At 68.1% G+C, this 24,060-nt stretch carries 9 protein-coding genes and 2 rRNA genes; all 11 read left to right on the forward strand.

The genetic code is table 11. The features are described from left to right. Positions 1–345: 345 nt before the first annotated feature. A 23S ribosomal RNA gene (locus CFK41_RS05835) occupies positions 346–3,411 on the forward strand. Positions 3,412–3,535: 124 nt separating this feature from the next. Continuing rightward, positions 3,536–3,652, forward strand: a 5S ribosomal RNA gene (gene rrf, locus CFK41_RS05840). A 392-nt stretch (positions 3,653–4,044) separates the two neighbouring features. After that, positions 4,045–5,052 carry a polyprenyl synthetase family protein gene (locus CFK41_RS05845; RefSeq protein WP_096798817.1) on the forward strand — a complete coding sequence of 336 codons (1,008 nt, stop codon included), beginning with the start codon at positions 4,045–4,047 and terminating at the stop codon, positions 5,050–5,052. Between the two features lie 222 nt (positions 5,053–5,274). Next, positions 5,275–11,493 carry an Ig-like domain-containing protein gene (locus CFK41_RS05850; protein WP_096798818.1) on the forward strand — a complete coding sequence of 2,073 codons (6,219 nt, stop codon included), beginning with the start codon at positions 5,275–5,277 and terminating at the stop codon, positions 11,491–11,493. A gap of 56 nt (positions 11,494–11,549) precedes the next feature. Then, complete coding sequence (locus CFK41_RS05855; RefSeq protein ID WP_151904688.1) at positions 11,550–12,524, forward strand: AAA family ATPase; 975 nt, start codon at positions 11,550–11,552, stop codon at positions 12,522–12,524. Continuing rightward, positions 12,521–13,948 (forward strand): DUF58 domain-containing protein, encoded by a 1,428-nt coding sequence (locus CFK41_RS05860; protein ID WP_096798819.1) that lies wholly within the window; start codon positions 12,521–12,523, stop codon positions 13,946–13,948. Before CFK41_RS05855 ends, CFK41_RS05860 begins: the two co-directional genes overlap by 4 nt. Continuing rightward, positions 13,945–16,467: a transglutaminase domain-containing protein gene (locus CFK41_RS05865; RefSeq protein ID WP_096798820.1), complete on the forward strand. Its 2,523-nt coding sequence runs from the start codon at positions 13,945–13,947 to the stop codon at positions 16,465–16,467. The genes CFK41_RS05860 and CFK41_RS05865 overlap by 4 nt, the downstream gene beginning before the upstream one ends. Continuing rightward, on the forward strand, positions 16,464–18,470 hold the full coding sequence (locus tag CFK41_RS18225; RefSeq protein WP_096798821.1) for an RDD family protein: 2,007 nt from the start codon (positions 16,464–16,466) through the stop codon (positions 18,468–18,470). The genes CFK41_RS05865 and CFK41_RS18225 overlap by 4 nt, the downstream gene beginning before the upstream one ends. Then, entirely contained in the window at positions 18,467–19,348 is an 882-nt protein-coding gene (locus CFK41_RS05875; RefSeq protein ID WP_096798822.1) for a PP2C family protein-serine/threonine phosphatase, read from the forward strand. The genes CFK41_RS18225 and CFK41_RS05875 overlap by 4 nt, the downstream gene beginning before the upstream one ends. Next, entirely contained in the window at positions 19,345–22,383 is a 3,039-nt protein-coding gene (locus tag CFK41_RS05880; protein WP_096798823.1) for an FHA domain-containing protein, read from the forward strand. Before CFK41_RS05875 ends, CFK41_RS05880 begins: the two co-directional genes overlap by 4 nt. Next, complete coding sequence (locus tag CFK41_RS05885) at positions 22,380–24,056, forward strand: serine/threonine-protein kinase (protein WP_096798824.1); 1,677 nt, start codon at positions 22,380–22,382, stop codon at positions 24,054–24,056. The genes CFK41_RS05880 and CFK41_RS05885 overlap by 4 nt, the downstream gene beginning before the upstream one ends. Positions 24,057–24,060 lie beyond the last annotated feature (4 nt).

The following is a 24,060-nucleotide window of genomic DNA, read 5'->3' on the forward strand; positions in this document are numbered from 1 at the left end:
GAGTGTGGTGGGGGTGGTTGCTCAAGGGTGGAACATCAATGAATGGGCACTTCGCTTCTCGGCGTTGTTCGTCAGTACGGCTGTTCTTCGGAATGGTCTGGAACACGGATTGCTGGAGGGGTTTGAGGTGGAGACACGCTATTGGGTTGTGAGGCTGCACGCGGCTTCATGATCCTTGTCGGGCTTTTCGGAGTCTGGTGGGGGTTGTGGGGTGTGTGGCTGTTCCTCCCTGATGTCACTGCTGCGAATGCGGGGTGGTGTTGGTGTGGGGTTGTTTTTTGAGAACTGCATAGTGGACGCGAGCATCTTGTAAGCAATTTTTAAGCGCAAAGAGTCTTTGTGTTGCCGTAAGTTTTAAAGGGCGCACGGTGGATGCCTTGGCAAGAGGAGCCGACGAAGGACGTGGGAGTCTGCGTTAAGCCTCGGGGAGTTGACAACCAAACTGTGATCCGAGGATGTCCGAATGGGGAAACCCACCACGAGTCATGTCGTGGTACCCGCCGCTGAATGTATAGGCGGTGTGGAGGGAACGCGGGGAAGTGAAACATCTCAGTACCCGCAGGAAGAGAAAACAACAGTGATTCCGTGAGTAGTGGCGAGCGAAAGCGGAAGAGGCTAAACCTGGTCTGTGTGATACCCGGCAGGGGTTGCAGGTTGGGGGTTGTGGGACGTGTCTGATGGGTCTGCCGGCTCATCGACGTGTACGTGTAGTGGTAGTCGAAGTCGTGTTGAGTGCGACGGCGTAGAGGGTGTGACCCCCGTAGACGAAACCAATGCATGGCGTGACGCTGTTCCCGAGTAGCACCGGGCCCGTGAAATCCGGTGTGAATCTGCCAGGACCACCTGGTAAGCCTGAATACTACCTCTTGACCGATAGCGGACAAGTACCGTGAGGGAAAGGTGAAAAGCACCCCGGGAGGGGAGTGAAATAGTACCTGAAACCGTGCGCTTACAATCCGTCGGAGCCTTTAGGGGTGACGGCGTGCCTTTTGAAGAATGAGCCTGCGAGTTAGTGGTCGGTGGCGAGGTTAACCCGTGTGGGGTAGCCGTAGCGAAAGCGAGTCTGAACGGGGCGTTCAGTCGCCGGCTCTAGACCCGAAGCGAAGTGATCTATCCATGGGCAGTGTGAAGCGCGGGTAAGACCGCGTGGAGGCGCGAACCCACTTCAGTTGAAAATGGAGGGGATGACCTGTGGATAGGGGTGAAAGGCCAATCAAACTTCGTGATAGCTGGTTCTCCCCGAAATGCATTTAGGTGCAGCGTTGCGTGTTTCGTGCCGGAGGTAGAGCACTGGATAGGCGATGGGCCCCACCGGGTTACTGACCTTAGCCAAACTCCGAATGCCGGTACGTGAGAGCGCAGCAGTGAGACTGTGGGGGATAAGCTTCATGGTCGAGAGGGAAACAGCCCAGAACATCAGCTAAGGCCCCTAAGCGTGTGCTAAGTGGAAAAGGATGTGGAGTTGCTGAGACAACCAGGAGGTTGGCTTAGAAGCAGCCACCCTTGAAAGAGTGCGTAATAGCTCACTGGTCAAGTGATTCTGCGCCGACAATTTAGCGGGGCTCAAGCACACCGCCGAAGCTGTGTCATTTCGGATTTTTCCGGGATGGGTAGGGGAGCGTCGTGCAGCCAGCGAAGCCGCGGGGGAACCCAGTGGTGGAGGCTGCACGAGTGAGAATGCAGGCATGAGTAGCGAAAGACGGGTGAGAAACCCGTCCGCCGATTGATCAAGGGTTCCAGGGCCAGGTTTATCCGCCCTGGGTTAGTCGGGACCTAAGGCGAGGCCGACAGGCGTAGTCGATGGACATCGGGTTGATATTCCCGAACCGATCGTAGGAGGACCCATACCGAGGCAGTCGATGCTAACCACCCGAGCTGTTCCCATGCCCTTCGGGGTGTGGAGAGTGGTGAGGCTGGGAACCAAGGTTGTAGTAGGTCAGCGCGTGGGATGACGCAGAGAGGTAGCTTCCGCGGACTTAATGGAATAGTCCGTCTAAGCGTGCAGCCCGACCCCGGGTAATGCTGGGGTCATCAAGGGTCAGACGTGATGGGGATCCCGTATGGGCGTAGGTGAGTGATCCTGTACTGCCAAGAAAAGTTCCGGCGTGACGAATACGGTCGCCCGTACCCTAAACCGACTCAGGTGATCAGGTAGAGAATACCAAGGCGTTCGAGAGAATCGTGGTTAAGGAACTCGGCAAAATGCCCCCGTAACTTCGGGAGAAGGGGGCCCAAGGAGTGAGAGCTCTGAGGGCCGCAGAGACCAGGGAGAAGCGACTGTTTACTAAAAACACAGGTCCGTGCGAAGTCGTAAGACGCTGTATACGGACTGACGCCTGCCCGGTGCTGGAAGGTTAAGAGGACCGGTTAGAGCTCTTCGGAGTTCGAAGCTGAGAATTTAAGCCCCAGTAAACGGCGGTGGTAACTATAACCATCCTAAGGTAGCGAAATTCCTTGTCGGGTAAGTTCCGACCTGCACGAATGGCGTAACGACTTCTCCACTGTCTCAACCGCGAACTCGGCGAAATTGCATTACGAGTAAAGATGCTCGTTACGCGCAGCAGGACGGAAAGACCCCGGGACCTTTACTATAGTTTGATATTGGTGTTCGGGACGGCTTGTGTAGGATAGGTGGGAGACTGGGAAGCATTCACGCCAGTGAGTGTGGAGTCATTGTTGAAATACCACTCTGGTCGTTCTGGATTCCTAACCTCGGTCCGTGATCCGGATCAGGGACAGTGTCTGATGGGTAGTTTAACTGGGGCGGTTGCCTCCTAAAGAGTAACGGAGGCGCTCAAAGGTTCCCTCAGCCTGGTTGGCAATCAGGTGTTGAGTGTAAGTGCACAAGGGAGCTTGACTGCGAGACAGACATGTCGGGCAGGTGCGAAAGCAGGAACTAGTGATCCGGCACCTCATTGTGGAATGGGTGTCGCTCAACGGATAAAAGGTACCCCGGGGATAACAGGCTGATCTTGCCCAAGAGCTCATATCGACGGCATGGTTTGGCACCTCGATGTCGGCTCGTCGCATCCTGGGGCTGGAGTTGGTCCCAAGGGTTGGGCTGTTCGCCCATTAAAGCGGTACGCGAGCTGGGTTTAGAACGTCGTGAGACAGTTCGGTCCCTATCCGCTGCGCGCGTTGGATATTTGAGAAGTCCTGTCCCTAGTACGAGAGGACCGGGATGGACTGACCTCTGGTGTGCCAGTTGTTCTGCCAAGGGCATGGCTGGTTGGCTACGTCGGGAAGGGATAACCGCTGAAAGCATCTAAGCGGGAAGCCTGCTTCGAGATGAGATATCCGTGCACCTTCGGGTGCGTGAGGCCCCCAGTAGATGACTGGGTTGATAGGCCAGATGTGGAAGCACAGCAATGTGTGGAGCTGACTGGTACTAATGGCCGATGACTTACAACAACATTTCTTTGTGTTGATTGTTTGCTGTGTGTGTTTGCGTCCACTGTGCGGTTCTCGGGAAACAACCCCTGACGTTCCAGGCCTGTGAGGGTGTGGGGTGTGAGGGATGGTTGTCTCATCGTGTTACGGCGGTCATAGCGTCGAGGAAACGCCCGGTTCCATTCCGAACCCGGAAGCTAAGCTCGATTGCGCCGATGGTACTGCACTCGGGAGGGTGTGGGAGAGTAGGTCGCCGCCGGACATCTTCACTGGGAGTGGAGGAGTGCTTGAACCCCTTTTCTGGGTGTTCGCCTCCTCCACTCCCTTTTCTTGCGCCCGAGAACCCGCCGGCGCACGGCTTCAGCGGGGGAGCGCCGTACAGCAGTGCTGCGTCGTGCGGGGCGTGAGTGCTGAGTTCTCCTGCTGAGGGGCCGGCGGGAAGTCTGCTCTCCGGTGACGGCCGCAGTCTGTCCGCTCACCTCGGGGCCATCGTCCCGTCGGTATCCGAGCGCTTCCCGGTAGACTCTGGAGTCGCATCTGGACCCCCGCTCGCGCGGGCGGACGAGGTGTTCTGGAGCGGCGTGCCGCTCTGATCGTCTGTCATTCACAGTGCGGGCGCATCGTCTCGATGCCCCGCTGACTTCCAGGAGAGCCATGCCGTCCACGCTGCCGGGCGTTCCCGACATCGACGAGGACCTCGCCGCACGCATCGTCGAGCGGCTCGGATCCATCGAGCAGCGCCTGCGGGACTCGGTCTCGAGCTCCGACGACATGATGCGCTGGACCGGCCGCCACCTCATGGATGCCGGCGGCAAGCGCGTGCGCCCGATGCTCGTGCTGCTGGCCGCCTCTCTCGGTGACGTCGATGCTGACGGCGTCCAGGATGCGGCTGTGCTCGTCGAGCTCACACACCTCGCCAGCCTTTACCACGACGACGTGATGGACTCTGCTCCCACCCGCCGCGGAACCGACAGCGCGCACGCCCTGTGGGGGAACAACGTCGCGATCTTGACCGGCGACTTCCTGTTCGCCCGCGCCAGCGGTCTCAGCGCGCGCATCGGCACCGAGGCGGTGCGGCTGCATTCGGAGACCTTCGAACGGCTGTGCCTCGGGCAGCTCCACGAGACGGTCGGCCCGAAGGAGGGAGAGGACCCTTTCGAGCACTACATCTCCGTGCTCTCGGACAAGACGGCGTCGTTGCTCGCCCTCGCAGGCAGCCTCGGTGCCTCCCTGGCGGGAGCCCCGAAGGAGTCCGCGGACGTCATGCGACGCTACGGCGAGAAGGTGGGCGTCGCCTTCCAGCTCGCCGATGACGTCCTGGATCTCGAGAGCGATGCTGCCACCAGCGGGAAGACTCCCGGAATCGACCTTCGTGAGGGCGTTCCGACCATGCCCACCCTGCTGGTTCGGCGCCGTGCTGCCGAGCAGGCGGATCCCGACAGCCTGGGTATCGTCGCGCGGCTCGACGGCGACCTCACCGATGATTCCTCGCTGGATGAGCTCGTAGGGCTTCTTCGCAGGGATCCCGCGCTGGAGGAGACTCGCGAGCTCGCAGCGCGCACTGCGGACGAGGCCATCGCGATCCTCGAGGAGCTGCCGGCGGGGGCCGTCCGTGAGGCTCTGACGACCTTCACGACCACGCTGGTCCGACGGAGCCGCTGAGCGGGGTTCGGACGCGAACATCCTTGCGGTGAGCTCTGGCGGACCCACCGCTGCGTGTGACTCCTATGCGGTGACTCGGCCCGCGTAGTGACCCGAGTCGCCTCCGGGTACCCTGGTCGAGGTCGCGCATGCGGTCGGTGGGTCCTCGGGGGCGTGTCTGCAAGGAGATGCGGCGAGGTCGCCGCTGGACATGCGGAAGAGCAAACGCCTGGGGGTACGTCCATGTCCGACACCGCGGTTCCGAAACGTCGCAGGGGGCGGCGTGTGACGGTGGTGTCGTCGGCGGTGCTGGCGGTGGTGGCGTTGGTGCTGACGGGGTTCGCGATCCGGTATGAGGGGCTGTCCTCGTCGGAGGTGAAGGTCTCCAACGGCGGGGTGTGGGTGACCAACGAGCAGCTGGGGATGCTGGGCCGGCTGAACGTGGATGCGGGGGAGCTCGATGCTCGTCTGTCCGCGACGGGCCAGGATCTCGACATCATCCAGTCGGGCTACAACGTGCTGGAGACCGGTCCGCGGGGCTTCACGCCGATTAACACGGCGTCGGTGACCCGGAACGGTCTGGTGGAGCTGCCGGCGGGGTCGGCGGTGAAGATCGGTCTGGATCGGGTGGTGATCGCGGCGCCGGACGGCAGGGTCTGGATCGTGTCCCCGGAGGAGGCCGCGGCGTTCAGCCCGAGTGCCGTGGATCCCGTGGTCAAGGCCGGCAACGGGCTGAAGCCGGTCGCCGTCTCCTCCACCGGGACGGTGTTCGTGCTCGACGGCAGCCAGCTGCTCACCTTCCCCCGCTCCGACGCCACTCGTGAGACCTCCGCGGCGGATCCGATCCAGGTTCCTGGCGTCTCGTCCTCGGCGGAATCCCTTCAGCTCGCCGCCGTCGGCGAGCAGCCGGTGATCCTGGATCGCGAGAACCAGCTTCTGCGCGTCGGCAATGACATGAAGGAGTACAGCCTCGCGGACTACGGCGTCGCGACGCTCGATGATGCCGAGCTCCAGCAGTCCGGGCCCACGTCGGCGTCGTTCGTGGTCGCCACGATCGACGCCCTGTTCGTGATCCCCTTCGACGGCGGGAAGGCGAAGCAGATCGCCGCAGGAGGGTCCGGCTCCACCGTGGTCCCTCCTGCACAGGTCGCAGGCTGCGCCTACGGAGCATGGGGCGGGTCCCAGCGGTATGTGCGGGCCTGCGACGGCCAGGAGCCGGTCGCGGCGACGATCCCGGAGGCGGACAGCGCGGCCGATCTCGTGCTCCGGGTGAATCAGGATCTGGTGGTCCTGAACGATCAGAAGTTCGGCCTGTCCTGGGAGATCATGGACAGCATGGAGATGGTGGACAACTGGGTCATCACCCAGGACATCCAGACCAGCAAACAGGAGAAGAAGGAGAAGGAGACTCTCACCACCACGATCACGAACATCGCGGCGGAGAGGGATGAGGAGAATCGCCCGCCGACGGCGAACGATGACACGTATGGGGTCCGTCCGGGCAAGAGCATCGTCCTGCCGGTGACGCGGAACGATTCCGATCCTGACGGCGACATCCTCACGGTCACGGTGAAGGGCGACCAGCCGGGGATCGGGCGGGTCACGCCGATCCGGGGCGGGACCGAGCTGCAGATCCAGGTCGACGAGGACGCCTCCGGCACCGAGACCTTCATCTACCAGGCCGACGACGGCCGGGGCGGGAAGGACACCGCGACCGTCACCCTCCAGGTCCGAGAGGACAGCGAGAACTCCGGCCCCGAAGCGGCGGACCAGACGATGACGAAGGTCCAGGTCCGTGCAGGGGAGGAGATCAGCTTCAACATCCTGCCGTACTGGAAGGATCCCGACGGCGACGCGTTCTACCTCGCGAACGCCACTGTGCAGCCGGAGGACCTGGTCACCTTCACCCCCGACGGCCTGGTCACCTTCAACGACGCGGGCCTCGCACCCGGCACCAAGCAGGTCCAGCTCACCTTCCGTGACGAGAAGGGCATGACCGGCGAGGGCACCGTCCAGATCGAGTCTGTCACGGACGACGATCTCGCCCCGATCACCACTGCCGATCACGTCAGCATCGTCGCCGGCCGCAGCACCACGATCATGCCGCTGGCCAACGACCTGAATCCCAACGGCGGCAGTCTCGAGCTGATCGGCGTCAAGGACGCAGAGGGCCTGGAGGTGGACCCGGTGCTGGAGGCAGGGGTCATCAACGTCTCCGGGAGCACTCAGGGCGTCTACTACCTGGAGTACACGGTGGCCGCGAGCGGCTCGAGCACCGCGTCGCTCGGTCTGGTGCGCGTCGACGTCGTCGAGGCCGAGGAGGCAGATCTGGTGCCGGTCGCCGTGGACGACATGGGCACGGTGACCACCGGAGCGGACACCCTGCTGGACCCGCTGGAGAACGACGTCGACCCCACCGGCGGGGTGCTGGTCGTGAACTCGATCGACCTGCCGGCCGACAGCGGACTGAAGGCCACGGTGGTGAACCATCACCTGATCCGGGTGCAGGCGGCGCCGGGAGCTCCGATCGGCGAGGAGCCGGTGTCGCTGACCTACGAGGTCGCGAACTCCGCCGGCACCACCACCGGCACGATCCGGGTGATGGTCGCGGGCACCGACACGCAGTTCGCGAATCCTGAGGCCGTTCCGGACCGCGCTGTGGTGCGTGCCGGGGACATGGTCTCCCTGGACGTGACGGCGAACGACATCTCTCCCACCGGGTCCGATCTCCACCTCGGTTCCATCGTGGACACCTCCCGTGCTGATGAGCAGGGGCACGCGGAGCCGAACCAGGATCAGATCCGGTTCCGTGCGGATGACGACGCCGTCGGCGAGGCGGTGGTGCAGTACGAGGTGGTCGACGAGACCGGCCGCACCGGTTCCGCCCTGGCCTACATCACGATCGTTCCCAGGGACGCGGACAACTCCGCGCCCCGGCCCGACAACCTCACCGCCCGGACGGTGGCGGGGACCCCGGTCAGGATCCCGGTCTCGACGACCGGGATCGACCCTGACGGTGACTCGGTGATGCTCACCGGCATCGCCAGTCCCATGCCGGAGCTCGGGGAGATCGTCAGCGCCAACGGGGAGTGGATCGAGTACCTCCCCTATGACGACTCGCGAGGGACCGACCGCTTCCGCTACCAGGTGATGGACCGTCAGGGTGCGATCGGCACGGCAGAGGTGCTGGTCGGGATCGCAGCCCCCAGCGACACGAACCAGGCGCCCTACGCGGTCGACGACACGGTGGAGGTGCGCCCGGACCGCGAGGTGCAGATCCCGGTTCTCGACAACGACACCGACCCCGAGGGTGATTCGCTCACCCTCGTGCGCGACGACGTCGAGCCGATGACGGAGATCCAGAAGATCGATCCGCCGGACGGCGAGGAGGACAACTTCGTCACCGTCCGGACTCCGTCGGAGCCGGGCACCCACACCGTGCTGTATTCCGCGTCGGACGGCCAGCTGAAGAGCTCCGCGACGGCGACGATCAAGGTCGCGGGCAACGCCCCGCTGCGTTCACCCATCGCCCGCGATGACTTCGTCGAGGCCGCGGACGTCCTCGAGCAGGACACCCGGTACCTGGACGTCGATGTGCTGAAGAACGACTCGGATCCCGATGGCAGCACCAAGGATCTCGAGATCGCGCTCGACGGCACCTACGAGGGCGTCCAGCTGCAGGGCGAGGACGGCATCGTCCGGGTGGTGCCGCAGGAGCAGCAGCAGCGGATCCGCTATGTCATCACTGACGTGGACGGTCTCTCCTCCGCGGGATACATCTGGGTTCCCGGGACGGCGAAGCAGGCACCGGTCTGGGTGGGGGAGCCGCTGGAGGTCCAGGCCGGCTCCGAGGGAACCGTCGATCTGGCCGACCCGAACAACGTGCGGGTTCGTCCAGGTGCGCAGCCCGTGCAGGTCACGGATCCGAAGCTGGTTTCGGCGCCGCACAACGACGGCGGCCAGATGGTGACGGGGGAATCCAGCCTCGTCTATCGTCCGGCGAAGGATTTCTCCGGCAAGGACACCATCACGGCCGAGGTGACCGACGGTGCCGTCGGTGATCCGTCGGCCGCGACCGCGACCCTCGCGATCCCCGTCGTGGTCACGCCCGAGGACTCCAACCTCCCGCCCACCTTCCAGGGCGCGCAGATGGAGGTCGAGCAGGGTGCCGCCGTCTCGAGCATCGACCTCGCGCCGGGGGCGGAGGACCCGGAGGGTGACGAGCTCGTCTATGCCCTGGGCGCGTTCGATCAGAACCCCGAGGTGGGGATCGAGCTCGAGAAGTCCACGCTGTCGGCGACGGCCACCTCGACGGCGACCAAGGGCACGGTCGTCGATGTCCCGGTCACCGTGTCGGACGGCACCAACCCGCCCGTTCCGGCGTCGGTGCGGGTCACGGTCGTCGGGTCGAAGCGGCCGCTGATCTCCACGCCGCTCGCAGAGGTCCAGATCGATGCGGGGACCACCCAGAGCGTCGACGTCCTCAAGGACGCCTCCAACCCGTTCCCGGATGGTGAACGGACGGTGACCGATGCTTCGCTGATCAATGGGGACGGCGAGGTCTCGGTCGAGGGCAACCAGGTCGTCATCACGCCGGCCCAGGACTACCACGGCATCCTCACCGCTCAGTACTCGGTGCAGGATGCCACGGGGGATCCCGATCGCCTCGTCACCGGGGAGGTCCGGGCGACGGTGCGAGGACTTCCGGCTCCGCCGTCGGCGCCGCGGATCGGGGAGATCGGTGATGGGTTCGTCGAGCTGACCTTCAACGCGGGGGCGGACAACGGTGCCCCGATCACCGGGTACACGGTGACGAGCGCGAGCGGCCCGGCGGTGACGCGGAAGTGCGAGTCGACCTCGTGCACCATCACGGGGCTGACGAATGACACCGAGTACACCTTCCAGGTCGTCGCGACGAACGAGGTCGGGAACTCGGATCCTTCGGTGCCGTCGGCGGTGGCGCGTCCGGATGTGCGGCCGGAGAAGCCGGCAGCCCCATCGCTCAAGCGGGGCGATGAGCAGCTCACCGTGACCTGGTCGCCGCCGGTCAACCACGGCTCGCCGATCCAGAAGTACGAGGTCCAGCTGCAGAACACTGCGACGCAGGAGATCTCGGGTCAGGAGCTGCCCGGCGGAACCACGGAGACAGCGTTCTCCGGTCTGCAGAACGGTGCGGACTACCGCGTACGGATCCGTGCGAAGAACCTGGCCGAGGAGCCGTCGGACTGGTCCGAATGGTCCCGGCCGGAGCATCCGGCGGGCAAGCCGGCGACTCCGTCGGGCACGCCGAGCGCCGAGCGCGTGAATGATCCGCGCGGCGGCGGCATCACGGTGACCTGGCCTGCGATGAGCGAGAAGGAGGCGAACGGCGAGCCGATCACGCAGTACATCGTCACGCCTTCTTCGGGGCCGTCGCAGACCGTCGATGCCTCGAAGACCTCGGCCACGTTCCTGAACATGGACAAGAACACCAAGTACACCTTCACCTACCAGGGCGTGAACTCGGTGGGGGAGGGCGTCGGCGCCTCCAAGTCCTCGAATGCGGTGGTGCCGTGGTCGAAGCCGTCCGCCCCGACCGGGGTCACCGCGTCCATGCCCGATGAGAGAACGGGCACGGGCCCGAACGGTCGGGCGACCGTGCGCTGGAAGGCCTCGGGCGGCAGCGGCGACACCACGGTCACGAAGTATGTGGTGCGCTGGAACGGCGGCTCGAAGACCGTCGATGCCTCGCAGACGAGCCTTTCCCTGACCGGGCTGACCAATGGGACGAGCTACCGCTTCACCGTCGAGGCCCGCAACGGCTATGAGGCCGACGGGGGCGTGAGCGAACTGTCCTCGGCGTCGAATGCGGTCACCCCGTACACGACGCCGGAGGCACCCCAGATCACGGCGGCGCCGGGAACCTGCTCCGGGGACTCCTGCACGGTGACCTACTCCGCGTCAGCACGCGGAGCCGGAGGCGCCACGCCGGTGACCCTCACCTGCAGCGTCGACGGCGGAGCCTTCGGCGCCTGCGGGAGCTCCGTCTCCGGCAGCGGCAAGCAGGAGCACACCATCATCGCCCGGGCCACGAACGCCGAGGGGCTGAGCACAGAGGCGACGGCCACGGCGACCGCTCCCGCCGCCACGCCGACGCCGCAGGTGATCAATCAGCATCGGGACGGCGACGCGTCCGGAGAGAAGAACTGCACCGAGGGATACTGCTACTACATCGACTTCACAGTCACCGGGCTCGAGCCGAACACGAGCTACAGCTACTGCATCAAGGCGAACGGCGAATGCTGGTACCCGACCACTGACGGAAGCACCGCGACCACGGGTACCCTCACCACCGACGGACAGGGTCAGTGGTCGCTCGTCGGGAGCGACCGCAAGCCGTACTGGGGCAGCCCGTACGTACCCATGCTGGTCTGGGTGGAGAAGGACGGACAATCTGCCGACTCCAACTCGTTCACCATCTGACCTCTTCCTGATCCCTCATCCCTCTCCCTCCTCCGACGAAAGCTGAAGCACTCCCCATGAGCATGACTCCTGAACAGGCCCGCTGGTTCGCCGAGACCTTCGACAAGCTCGTCCAGAGCGTCGGCCAGGCGGTCCTGGGCAAGAACGAGGTGGTGCGCCTCGTGCTGACCTCGATGCTCGCTCCGGGGCACGTGCTGCTGGAGGACGCCCCGGGCACCGGCAAGACCTCGCTGGCGCGCTCGATCGCCGCGACGGTGCAGGGCACCAGCACCCGCATCCAGTTCACCCCGGACCTGCTCCCCTCGGACGTCACGGGCGTGACGATCTACGACCAGAACTCGAAGTCCTTCGAGTTCCACAAGGGCCCGGTCTTCGCCAACGTCGTCCTCGCCGACGAGATCAACCGCGCCTCGCCCAAGACCCAGTCGGCGATGCTCGAGGTCATGGAGGAAGGGCGGGTCACCGTCGACGGCGTCACCCACGAGGTCGGCAACCCGTTCATGGTGATCGCCACCCAGAACCCGATCGAGCAGGCCGGCACCTACCGCCTCCCCGAGGCGCAGCTGGACCGCTTCCTCATGAAGACCTCCATCGGATACCCGGACCACGCCTCGAGCGTCCAGATCCTCCAGGGCTCCGCACTGCGCGACCGCAGCTCCCAGCTCTCCCCGCGGATCTCGCTCCAGGCGGTCAACGACATGACCCAGCTGGCCTCCACCGTGCACGTGGATCCGGCGGTGCTGGAGTACGTCTCGCGCCTCATGGAGGAGACCCGCCTCGCACCCGAGGTCCGGGTGGGCGTCTCCATCCGCGGCGCCCTCGCACTGATGCGAGCGGTCAAGGTCTGGGCCGCCGTCAACGGCCGTCACTACGTCATCCCCGATGACGTCAAGCACCTCGTCGAGCCGGTCTGGCTGCACCGTTTCGTGCTCGACCCCGAGGCGGAGTTCGCGGGCACGACCGCCCAGAGCGTCATGACCAAGATCCTCAGCGAGGTAGCGCCGCCCCAGGCGCGTCAGCAGTCCGCATGAGCTCCCCGAACCCCGTCCCCGCGGACACCGCCGACGCCAAGGCGGCGAAAGCGGAGAGCAGGAAGCGCCGCCGCGCCGCGTCCGCGGCGAACCGTGCCACGTCCCGTCGTGCGCGCCGGAAGGCCTCGGTCGAGGCCGCCGACGGCACCACCCCCGATGGCGGCGCATCGGCCGACGGACGCTCCCCGGAGAGCGGGACCGCGCCGACGGGAGGCGAAGCGGGCCCCGGTCTTCGCGACCGCGCCGGTGCGCTCTGGCGCCGGCGCATCCATCCCGTGCTCGACGTCGTCTCACCCGTCGGGTGGACGCTCCTCGGCGCCGCGGCCGCCTGCTGGCTCCTCGGCATGACGCTGCACATCACCGAGCTGAACGTGATCGCCTTCGTGCTCACCGTGCCGCTCGTGATCGCCGCGCTGTTCGTGCTGGGCCGGGCCAACTACCGGGTCACCCTGGATCTGCAGTCCCATCGCGTCGTGGTGGGCACCCGCGCCGTGGGTCGCGTCGAGGTCGCCAACCCCACCCAGCGACCGATCCTGGCGTCCCGCATCGAGCTCGCCGTGGGCTCCGCGACGGCGCAGTTCCTGGTGCCGCGCCTGGCGGCGGAGGCGGAGCACGAGGAGCTCTTCGCCGTCCCCACCAAGCGCCGCGCCGTCCTCGTGGTCGGCCCGGTGCGCTCCGTGCGCGACGACCCGCTCTCGCTCATGCGCCGCCAGGTCACCTGGGCCAAGGAGCAGGAGCTGTTCGTCCACCCCCGCACCGTGCGACTCGACGAGGCGGCCAGCGGCTTCCTCCGCGATCTGGAGGGGACGCCCTCCTCCGACCTCTCGAGCTCCGACATCGCCTTCCACGCCCTGCGCGACTACGCGCCCGGCGACGACCGCCGCCACGTCCACTGGCGCACCACGGCCCGCACCGGCAAGCTCATGGTGCGTCAGTTCGAGGAGACGCGCCGCTCCCATGTGGTGGTCGCGCTGGACAACCTCGCCGAGCACTACGCCAGCGCCGAGGAGTTCGAGCTGGCCGTCTCGGCGGCGGCCTCCCTCTCCGGTCAGACCTTCCGCGAGGAGAAGGAGCTGACCCCCTTCACCTTCGATGAGCGCCAGAGCACCCGGACGCTGCGTCAGATGATGGACGACTACACCGTGGTCGAGCAGCTCAAGGAGAGGACCCCCTTCCACGAGCTCGGCCAGAAGGCCGCTGACCTCGCTCCGAACGCCTCCGCGGTGATGATGATCGTCGGCTCGCACACCACGGCGCGGGAGCTGAACTCCGCCGCCAACCAACTGCCGATCGGAGTGATGGCCGTGGCGATCCGCTGCGTCGACGATGCCGAGGTGAAGAGGTCCGCGATCGGCGGGCTGGACGTCGTGACCCTGGGATCTCTCGACACCCTGGCCAAGGCGATGCGGGCGGTGGGCCGATGAGCGCCACCACCGCGGCCAAGCGCCCTGCGAGCTACTTCTCGACCGTCTCCCACGGCCGCCGCGCCCTGGACATGGCGGTGATCGGAGGCCTGTTCGTCCTCGCGATGCTCGGCTTCCACGAGGTCTACGGCGGGGTCCAGTATCTGCTGACCGGGATCATGGCCCTGGTCCTCGGCACCCTGATCGCGCTGATCGGCGCACGCTGGCGCTGGGGGCCGCTGCGGCTCACCCCGGCGCTGCTGGTGGTGTACTTCCTGTTCGGCCCGATGTTCGCCGCGCTGACGCGCGCGCTCTGGGGCGTCCTGCCCACCCCAGGAGCGCTCTGGGAGCTGCTCAAGGCGCCCGTGACCAGCTGGAAGTCCGTGCTCACGGTCGCCCCGCCGGTGGGTGTCGCCCAGGGGGTGCTCGCCGTGGTGTGGATCAGCGTGCTGGTCCTGTCGCTGCTGGGCATGAGCATCGTGCTGCGCAGCCGCTTCTACGCGCTCGCCTGGATCCTCCCGCTCGCGCTCATCGGGGTCACGATCGTCTTCGGCACGGACCAGGCCTTCGCGCCGGTGCTCCGTGGCGTGCTCTACGCGATCATCTCGGTGGCCTGGCTGACCTGGCGGTTCGAGGGAGCTCGCCTGAGCAGTGCACAGTCGACCATCATCTCGGACACGGTGAGACCGGGGTCCTGGAAGAACCCGGCGCTGCGCCGTCGTGTGATCGGCGGCGCCCTGATCATGGCCCTCGCCGGCGGCGGCGCCGTCGCAGCGCACTCCCTGCTCGACCCGCCCGCCGGCACGATTCGCTACGCCACGCGAGACCACATCTCCCCGCCCTTCGATCCGCGGCAGTACGTCTCCCCGCTGACCGAGTTCCGCGGCTATCTCAAGGACCAGCGGGACGCGACGCTGTTCACCGTCTCCGGGATGAGCAGCGGCGAGCACGTCCGCCTCGCCACGATGGACCAATGGGACCTGCAGGTCTACAACGTCGCCAGCAGCACCGACAAGGACAGCGCCTCGGGGGCGTTCCTGCGCACCGCGCCGGGTGTCGACCTCCATCAGGGCGACTCCGCCGAAGCGGTCTCCACCGTGACGATCGGCAAGTACCGAGGGGTGTGGATGCCCACCATCGGCAGCCGCACCAACCGCGTCGATCTGGAGGGGATGTCCGGGGACCGCTCCAGCGTGACCTCCGAGAACCTCTATCTCAACCAGGCGTCGCAGACCCTGGTCAACTCCCGTGGAGTCCAGGAGGGCGACTCCTACGAGCTCTCCTACGAGCCGTACCCCGAGCTGACCAAGGAGCAGCGGGATGGTGAAGCCACCTTCTCCGAGATGACGCTGCCGGACAACGCCCCTGTCGACGCCTTCAAGCAGTTCGCGACGGAGTGGTCGGGCGATGAGAAGGAGGACTCCGACTACGAGCGCATGGAGAACCTGACGCGCGCTCTGAAGGAGGACGCCTACTTCTCGCACGGGCTCGGGGAGGACAGCGCATCGAACTCGGGACACGGTGCGAGCCGACTCCTGGCGATGATGGAGGAGGAGGTCAGCTTCGACAAGGACGTCCCCGATGCCCAGCCGATGGGCCGCATCGGTGACCAGGAGCAGTACGCCGCCCTGCTCGCCGTGATGGCCCGCTCGATCGGCATCCCCGCCCGCGTGGTGATGGGTTTCGAGGTGCCCGAGGGCCAGGAGGGGACGGTCGCCATCACCGGCGAGAACGTCACGGCCTGGGTCGAGGTGTCCTTCGACGGCATCGGCTGGGTGCGCTTCGACCCCGCTCCGGACGAGGACGAGGATCCGACGCAGCCGAAGCCCAAGGAGGTCGAGGACCCGCTTCCCCAGGTTGCCCAGCCCCCGCCGCCGCCCGCCGAGCCGCCCAGCCCGCCGCCGGGCGCGATGAGCGAGGACTCCGACGACACGGGCAAGGATGATCAGGACAAGACGTCGTGGGTGGCCTATGTGGGGATCGGGCTGACCCCGATCGTGCTGCTGCTCTTCGCCGCTCTGGCCGTGGTCCTGGCCAAGCGGAGGCGACGCGGTCGCCGTCGCACCCGTGGCTCGCTGCCCTCGCGCGTCGACGGCGGCTGGCAGGAGATCCTCGACCTGATGGCGGACATGGGCCGTGCACCGGATCCGTTGCTCACCCGGACCGAGCTCGCCGCCCGACTGGACGCCGACATCCCCGCGGTGGGCGCCGCGAGCCTCGCGGGACGGGCGGATCGTGCCGTCTTCGGCCCCGACGACCTCCCGGACGCCGCGGCCGATGAGTACTGGGCGCAGGTCATGGCCGCTCGGCGTAGCATGTCCGCGGCGGTGCCGTGGCACAGGCGGCTCCGGGCCATGCTGTCGCTGCGCTCCTTCCGCCGGCTGTCCGTGGATCGTCGCAGCGAGAAGAAGCGGACCCGCGCCCGGACCCGGGCACGGGAGAAGGTCGAGCGGCGCGCCGCGGCGCTGCGCCGTCGGCGGTCCTCGTCACGCGGAACCGGCACGAAGAGGACATCGACGAAGAAGGGCCCAGCCTCATGAGCCAGACGCGATACTGCAGCACCTGCGGAACGCTGCTGTCCGAGGGCGCCGTGATCTGCGGGGAGTGCGGCGCGCGATACCAGGACTCTCCCTATGAGCGCCGTGCCACCGACGCCCCGGGCGCCTGGTCGCAGGCGCCGGCGCCGCGGTCCCGGGACCTGGGCCGCGCGGAGGACTCGACGTCCTCGGACGAGGGCATCGAGCTCATCACCCGTGAGTCGCTCGAACCGAAGAACCCCGGCGCCACCACGCTCCGAACGAGGGGACAGTACGATCAGATGATGGTCACCCAGCCTCCGATGCAGCAGAACGATCCGGGATCCGCCCCGGGATCCGCCCCGGGAGCGCCCAGCGGGCCCGGCTCCCCGATCGGTGCGCCGAGCGCCCCGCCGGGCGCGGCGCCGTTCGAGCCGCCCCTGGACGGCTGCGCGCCGGCCTCGGCGGTCAAGCGCCTTGTCGCCGCGGTGATCGACGGTGTCATCGGGACCCTGGTCCTGGTGCCGCAGATCGTCGGCTGGGTGCTGGTGGCGACCTCGGAGGAGATCGGTGCGCTGCCGCTGATCCTGATCGGTGTGGGAGTCGCGCTCCCGCTCGCCTACGCGCTGCTGATCATCTGGCTGGTCGGCGCCAAGGGCTTCAGCCTGGGCAAGCTGATCATGGGGCTGCGCGTCACCCGCGCGAGCGAGGGCGGCCGCCTCGGCTTCCTGCGCTCAGCCGGTCGCTGGCTCCTGTACGGGGCTGTGTGGCCGATCATGGCGCTGTCGATCTTCCTGGATCCGAAGAAGACCTTCCGCGGCTTCCATGACCGTGCGCTGGACTCCGCCGTGGCGGACATCAAGACCGGGCGGGACCCGATGAAGCCCCGTCCGGATGACTTCGAACGGGAGGGCGCCGACCATTACCTCGGTGCTCCGTCCGTCGCGGTGACCGCTCACGAGAACCTGCTGACCGAGCCCGGTTCGGCGTGGAAGGACTCCTCGGCCCCCGCGCCGGCGCAGCCCTCCGGTGACACCGGCTGGGGCGGCTCGCAGGCCTCGAGCCCGTATGCGCCGTCGGCCCCGACCGATTCGGCCGCCTCCGCCGCCGATGCGCCCTGGTCCGGATCCTCCGCCCAGGACCCGGCCGCTTCGCAGCAGTCCGTCGGCGGCTGGGCGCCGCCCCCGGTCGAGCCGGTCCCCTCGCAGCAGCAGTCGTGGGGTCAGCAGCCGTCCGCTCCGGAGGCTCCGCAGCAGCAGTCGTGGGGTCAGCAGCCGTCCGCTCCGGAAGCCCCGCAGCAGCAGACGTGGGGTCAGCAGCCGTCCGCTCCGGAAGCCCCGCAGCAGCAGTCCTGGGGGCAGCCGCAGACCTCGGCGGAGCCTGCCGCGCCGTCCTGGGACGCCCAGGGGCCCCAGCAGCCGCCCGTCGCGCCGCAGCAGGCGTGGGGACCGCCCCCGCCCGCCCCGGAGGAACCGCAGAGCGATGCCCACCAGGGATGGGGGCCGCCGTCGGCCCCTGCTCCGCAGGATCAGGCGCCGACTCCCCACGGGCAGTTCGCCGAGCACACCCCCAGCGACCTCACCGGTGATGCCTGGGAGGCAGAGGACCACGGCGTGGACGAGCAGACCCGCCTCACCGCCGCTGAGGAGCCGTTGGGCGATCTCGAGCAGACCCGTCTCTCCGCGGTCCAGCTGCCCCCGGTCAAGAAGCTGCGTCTGACCACTGACGACGGTGGCGAGCGGGAGGTGGAGAAGGCCGTCGTGATCGGCCGCAACCCCTCAGCACCCGGCGACGAGGTGCTGTTCGTGATGAAGGACGACACCCGTTCCGTCTCCAAGACGCATCTGCGCATCGACGGCACCGGTGACGACGTGACCGTGACGGACCTCGGGTCGACGAACGGCTCGAGCATCCTGCGCGAGGACGGCTCTCGGGAGAGCCTGGTGCCGAACACCCCGACGGTCCTCCCCACCGGGGCACAGGTGACTCTCGGCGACCGGACCCTCTCGGTGGAGCAGGTGCAGTGATCGACCGCTCCCTGTCGGACCCGGATCTCCACGGCACGGTCCGAGTCATCTCCGCCTCGGCCACGCATGTCGGTCACGTGCGGGCCACCAATGAGGACAGCATCCTCGAGGTCCCGCCGATCTTCCTCGTCGCCGACGGCATGGGCGGTCACAACGCGGGCGAGGTGGCCAGCGCGATCGTCGTGGAGGAGTACGAGAAGCTCACCCTGCAGGAGAACGTCACCGTCGAGCAGCTGGGCGATTCGCTCCGCAGCGCCGGGGTGCGCATCGGAGACCTCAGCGGCGAGTCCACGCTCGGCGCCGGCACCACGGTCGCGATCGTGGCCACGATGGTCCTCGACGAGGTCGGGTACTGGGTCGTGCTGAATCTGGGCGACTCCCGCGTCTACCGGCTCTCCGGCGAGATCTTCGAACAGGTCAGCGTGGACCACTCCGTGGTCCAGGAGCTGATGGACCGCGGAGAGATCTCCGCGGAGCAGGCGAAGGTCCACCCGTACCGGCACATGGTGACGCGCGCGCTGGGTGCGGGGCCCGAGTCCGATCCCGACTACTGGCTGATCCCCGCCGAGACCGGTGACCGGATGCTCATCTGCTCGGACGGTCTGACCGGCGAGGTGGACGACCACGCGATCGAGCAGATGCTCCGCAGCCCTGCCGATGTGCGGACCGTCTGCGGGGACCTGGTCAGCCGCGCGCTCGACGCCGGTGGCCATGACAACGTCAGCGTCGTCGTGGTCGAGGCGGTCGAGGTGGTCGGGCAGGCCCTGGCCTCCGAGAGCACGGCCGACTGCTCACCCTCCTCCCCGGACAGCGCCGACACCGAGGTGGATGAGGACACCCTCCCTCGTGAGATCACCGAGGGCGGCCTCCGGCGATGAACGAGGACGCGCAGGACGCCCCGTCGCCTCTGCTCGGAACGGGGACCTGGACCAAGCAGGGCCCCGCGACGCTGGTGCTCCGCGAGAGCTCATGGGCGGTCATGATCCCCGGGCTCCGCAAGCAGGTGATCGAGGCGGCGTGGACGGTGCTGGGGGAGAAGCCCGCACCGGAGGAGTTCCTCGACCGGCTGGTGGAGGTCGGCGAGCTCGAGAGCGCGGACAAGCTGTCGGCGCTCCTGTTCGGCTTCCACGACGGGGACAGGGCCGTGCTGGGAGTGAAGGGGACGACGCCGATCGCGGTCTACACCGCGGACGGCTCCCAGCAGATCGTCGGCACGGAGGACGAGCCCTTCGTGCTGCGCACCCTCGACGGGGTCCGCCGTACGGCGTTCGGCGACCTCCCGCTCGAGGACGGCATCGGCTCACCGCGGCTGCAGGCCGGCATCGTCCCGGTCCGCGGGTTCGTCCACGTGACGGTGGATCCTGCTGATCTGTCGGCGGAGGAGCGCGCCGCGCTCGCCGAGCAGGTCGAGAAGGACGGACGCTCGATCGAGGATCCCGAGGTCAAGAAGCGTCGAGCGGAGCGACCGGCCCCGAAGCAGGCCGCCGCGGCGCCCGCGCCTCCCGCCTCCCGTCCCGCGAGCTCGGCCGCGTCCACCACGAGCCGCAGCACCGTCGGAACCGCCGCCACCCGCAGCGTTCCTGCGCCGGAGCCGGGACCTGCGGCGCCGAACATGTTCGACGGACTCTTCGGAGCGGGCAAACCCGCTGCGGCCGGCACTGCCCCGGCGAACGACGCAGCCCCGGCTGCTGGGACATCCGCGGCATCGGCGACCGACCCTGCACCGTCGGCCGACCCTGCACCGTCGGCCGATCCGGCCTCCGCGGCACCGGTGGCCCCCACCAGCACCAACTCCACGGCCGCATCGACCCCGGCGCCCGGGTCCTCGGCGGATGCCACCCAGGCACCGGCACCGGTGGCCGCAGGGACGGCCGCCGCAGCATCGCCTGATCGCGCAGCATCGGCCGGCGGTGAGGACGGGCAGAATGCCGCCGGGCGCAGACGCCGCCTGGTGAGCTCCTCCCTGTTCGACCGTCGCACCCGCACCGCGCCTTCGGCTGCGGTCCCCGCGCAGACGGGTCCGACTCCGGCGACGACGGAGCCCTCGGCCCCCGAGGAGGAGGCGGCCACGACGTCAGCGGCCCCCGCCGACACGACGGCGCCGAGCACTGAGGCGCTGGAGGGTCGCGCCTCCTCGGCACCCGATCCCGCTTCCGCACCCGCTCCCGCGCCGTCACCTCAGGCCGCGCCCGTTGCAGCGCCTGCGCCGTCGCCCTCGGCCGCTCCGTCTCCCGCTCCCGCGCGGCCGCAGAACACAGCCGCCGTCCCGACGCCCGCCTCGCCGATCTCGATCCCGACGCCGGAGCCTGCTCACGACGAGGGGGAGCACCCTGCCCGTCCTGGGATCGATGCACTCTCCTCCCCGGTGACACAGGTGGAGCCGATCGAGGACGGCGGGGCGCAGGAGGCGCCTGCCGCTCCCGCCCCGCGCCGCGCGCCGGCACCGCCCCGCACCACGTCGACGGCATCGGCAGGAGGCGATCTCGAGAACACCGGCGCTTACGACGACCTCTTCGGCAAGACCGTCTTCCGACGCATCGAGGATGCGGCCGTCCGTCGGTCGGAGGACGACGACCACGAGGACGAGGACGAGGACTCGGCCGAGAGCGCCGAGGCCGCGGACGCCCCCGCCGAAGCGCAGGCGGTCGAGGAGTCCTCGGACGGCGGTGCTGCCGTCGATGCCGGGTCCGCACCGGTCGATGAGCAGACCTCGGCCCCGGGGGATTTCATCGACTGGGTACCCGGGGTGGGGCGCGCCGCGCCGGAGATCGCCCAGGCCGCGGCACGTCGTGCGGCGGCGCCGAAGGCTCCCGAGCCGGCCTACCCTCAGGTCCACATGGCCGAGCGGCCGCCGGCCCCGAACACCGGACCCCGCCCGGCACCGATTCAGGCGTCGACTCCGCACCAGCAGCAGGCACCATACGGTCGGCGCACGCCGTACGAGGCGCAGGGACATCACGGACAGCCCGCGCAGCCCGGCCCGTCGAACTCCACCCCGCCCTACGGCGGCCCGATGAGCACCGGCGCCGCCGGTCAGCAGGTGGGCTACTCCGCCGCCCCTGGTCAGCCGCAGCAATACCACCACCAGACGCCGGTGAACCCCGGAGCCGCCGGCCACCAGCTGGGATTCCCCGGAGCTCAGGGATCGGCATCCTCCGGTGCCTCCGCGAACCAGCAGCCGATGGGCGCGCCGAGCGCTCAGGAGGCGCCGAACCCCGCCTGGGGAGGGGCGCCGAGGTCGCCGCACAGCGGTGCTCGGTCTCCGCAGGGCGGACCCCCGCCGCAGGGCATGCCGTCCCACCAGGGCATGCCGCACCACCAGGGAGCCCCCCTGCCGCAGAACCTGCCTCCGCGTCAGGGCCCGCCGCCGCAGGGATCGCCTCCCTCCGCGCCCGCCGCCTCCTGGCAGCAGGCCGGCTCCTCACAGCCGATGGGGAGCGCTGGTCCCAGGCCCGGCGTGACGCTGCCCGGCTCCGTCTGCCCGAACGGCCATGCGAACTCTCCCGAGCGCACCGCGTGCCGGATGTGCGGTGCGCCGCTGCAGGGCCCGACGCGCACGGTGACGCGCCCTCCGCTCGGTGCGGTGACGGTCTCGGGTGGTGAGCGCTTCGTGCTCGACCGGACAGCGATCATCGGCCGTCGACCGCGGGCCTCCCGCGTCAGCGCCCAGGACATGCCGCAGCTGATCACCGTGCCCAGCCCGCAGCAGGACATCTCCCGGTCGCACCTCGAGCTGCGGTTGGAGGGGTGGCATGTGGTGGCGCTCGATCTCGGGACCACCAACGGCACCACGCTCCATCGCGAGGGCTTCGAGCCGGTCCGTCTGCGTCCGGGCGACGGAATCGTCCTCCACGACGGTGACCACCTGGATCTCGGCGACGACGTCCACCTGATGTTCGGAGAGAGGGCATGAGCTCGAGACCGCCCTCACGACCGCCCCGGCTGGCCGGCTACGAGTACGAGCAGCTCCTGGGATCCGGCGGCTTCGCCGATGTCTTCCTGTACCGCCAGTTCCGCCCGCAGCGGCGCGTGGCGATCAAGGTGCTGCTCTCGAACGTGCTCGACGAGTCGGTCCATCGGCTCTTCGACGCCGAGGCCAACGTCATGGCGCAGATGTCGACCCACCCGTCGATCGTCACGATCCACCAGGCGGAGGTCTCCGACGACCACCGCCCGTACATCGTCATGGAGTACTGCCCGCGGCCCAACTACGGTCTGCGCTTCCGCAAGGAGCGCATCACCGTGGCCGAGGCGCTGCGGGTGGGTGTCCAGATCGCCGGCGCCGTCGAGACCGCGCACCGGGCCGGGATCCTCCACCGCGACATCAAGCCCGCGAACATCCTCGTCACGGACTACAACCGCCCGGCGCTGACGGACTTCGGCATCTCGATCGCCACCGGGCAGGGCGACGACGTCGAGGACTCCCAGGGGATGTCGATCCCGTGGTCCCCGCCGGAGTTCTTCGCCGACACCCCTCAGGCCGACGTGCGCTCCGACGTGTTCTCCCTGGCGGCGACCGTGTACTCGCTTCTGGCCGGGCAGACGCCCTTCGAGCGTCGGGGTCAGCGGAACACCGCCTCGGACCTCATCCATCGCATCTCGACCGAACCTCTCCAGCCCCTGAGCCGGCCCGACGTGCCGGCGGAGCTGAACCGGGTGCTCTCGATCGCCATGGCGAAGGACCGGACCGGCCGGTTCGACACGGCGCTCGCCTTCGGTCGCAGCCTGCAGCAGGTGGAGCTCTCGCTCTCCCTGCCGGTCACGCAGATGGACGTGCTCGACGACCGGGCCGTCGGCACCTCGCACAGCGCCGAGGACGACGAGCTCGACATGCACACACGGATCCGGAAGGTCGCCACGGTCGACCCGGACTCCGCAGGCCTCACCGGCCCCGGCACGCGGCGACCGCTCGATCCCTACGCCGGTGTCGCGCCCGCGCTGGGCTCGCCGACGGGACCGGGGCAGAGGCCCCGCCCAGGCGGGCCGGTCCCGTCGCACGGCTCCGCGGATCCGGCCTCCGTCGAGTCCACGATGCTGCGACCCGCCGGGGCACCGCTGCGGGCGCCCTCGACGGCGGCACCGCTCCAGGCGGCCGACGGCGGCGCACCCTCGTCGGCCCAGAAGGCGCCGACCCCGGCCTGGCCCTTCGTCGCCCTGGCGGCGCTGCTCGTGGTGGTGCTCGGGGTGGGTGCGAGTCTCGGCGTGCGCCACTTCGTGGTGACCCCGGAGGAGGGCCCTGCGACCACGGAGGTCAACACGGTGGTGACGGATTCCCCGGAGGCTCCTGGGGAGCCGACGGCCCTCGATCTGCAGATCATCTCCGAGGGGCGGGGCACGGAGCCCGGGATGGCGAGGATCTCCTGGGAGCCGCCGGAGGGGGTCACCCAGGAGGCCTTCTACCGGGTGCGGTGGAAGGACATGCCGAAGAACTATGAGAAGTACGGCGTGTTCCAGGAGGTCTACGGCCGCAACTCCGTGACCCTGCCGATCCCGCCCCAGCTCCCCGGAGCGTGCGTCGAGGTGCAGACGGTGGATCCTTCAGGTCCGGTCAGCGCCTCGGTCGAGAAGTGTCTGGACGAGAAGTGACAGG

This window comes from Brachybacterium ginsengisoli, from assembly GCF_002407065.1.
Classification (GTDB): Bacteria; Actinomycetota; Actinomycetes; order Actinomycetales; family Dermabacteraceae; genus Brachybacterium; species Brachybacterium ginsengisoli.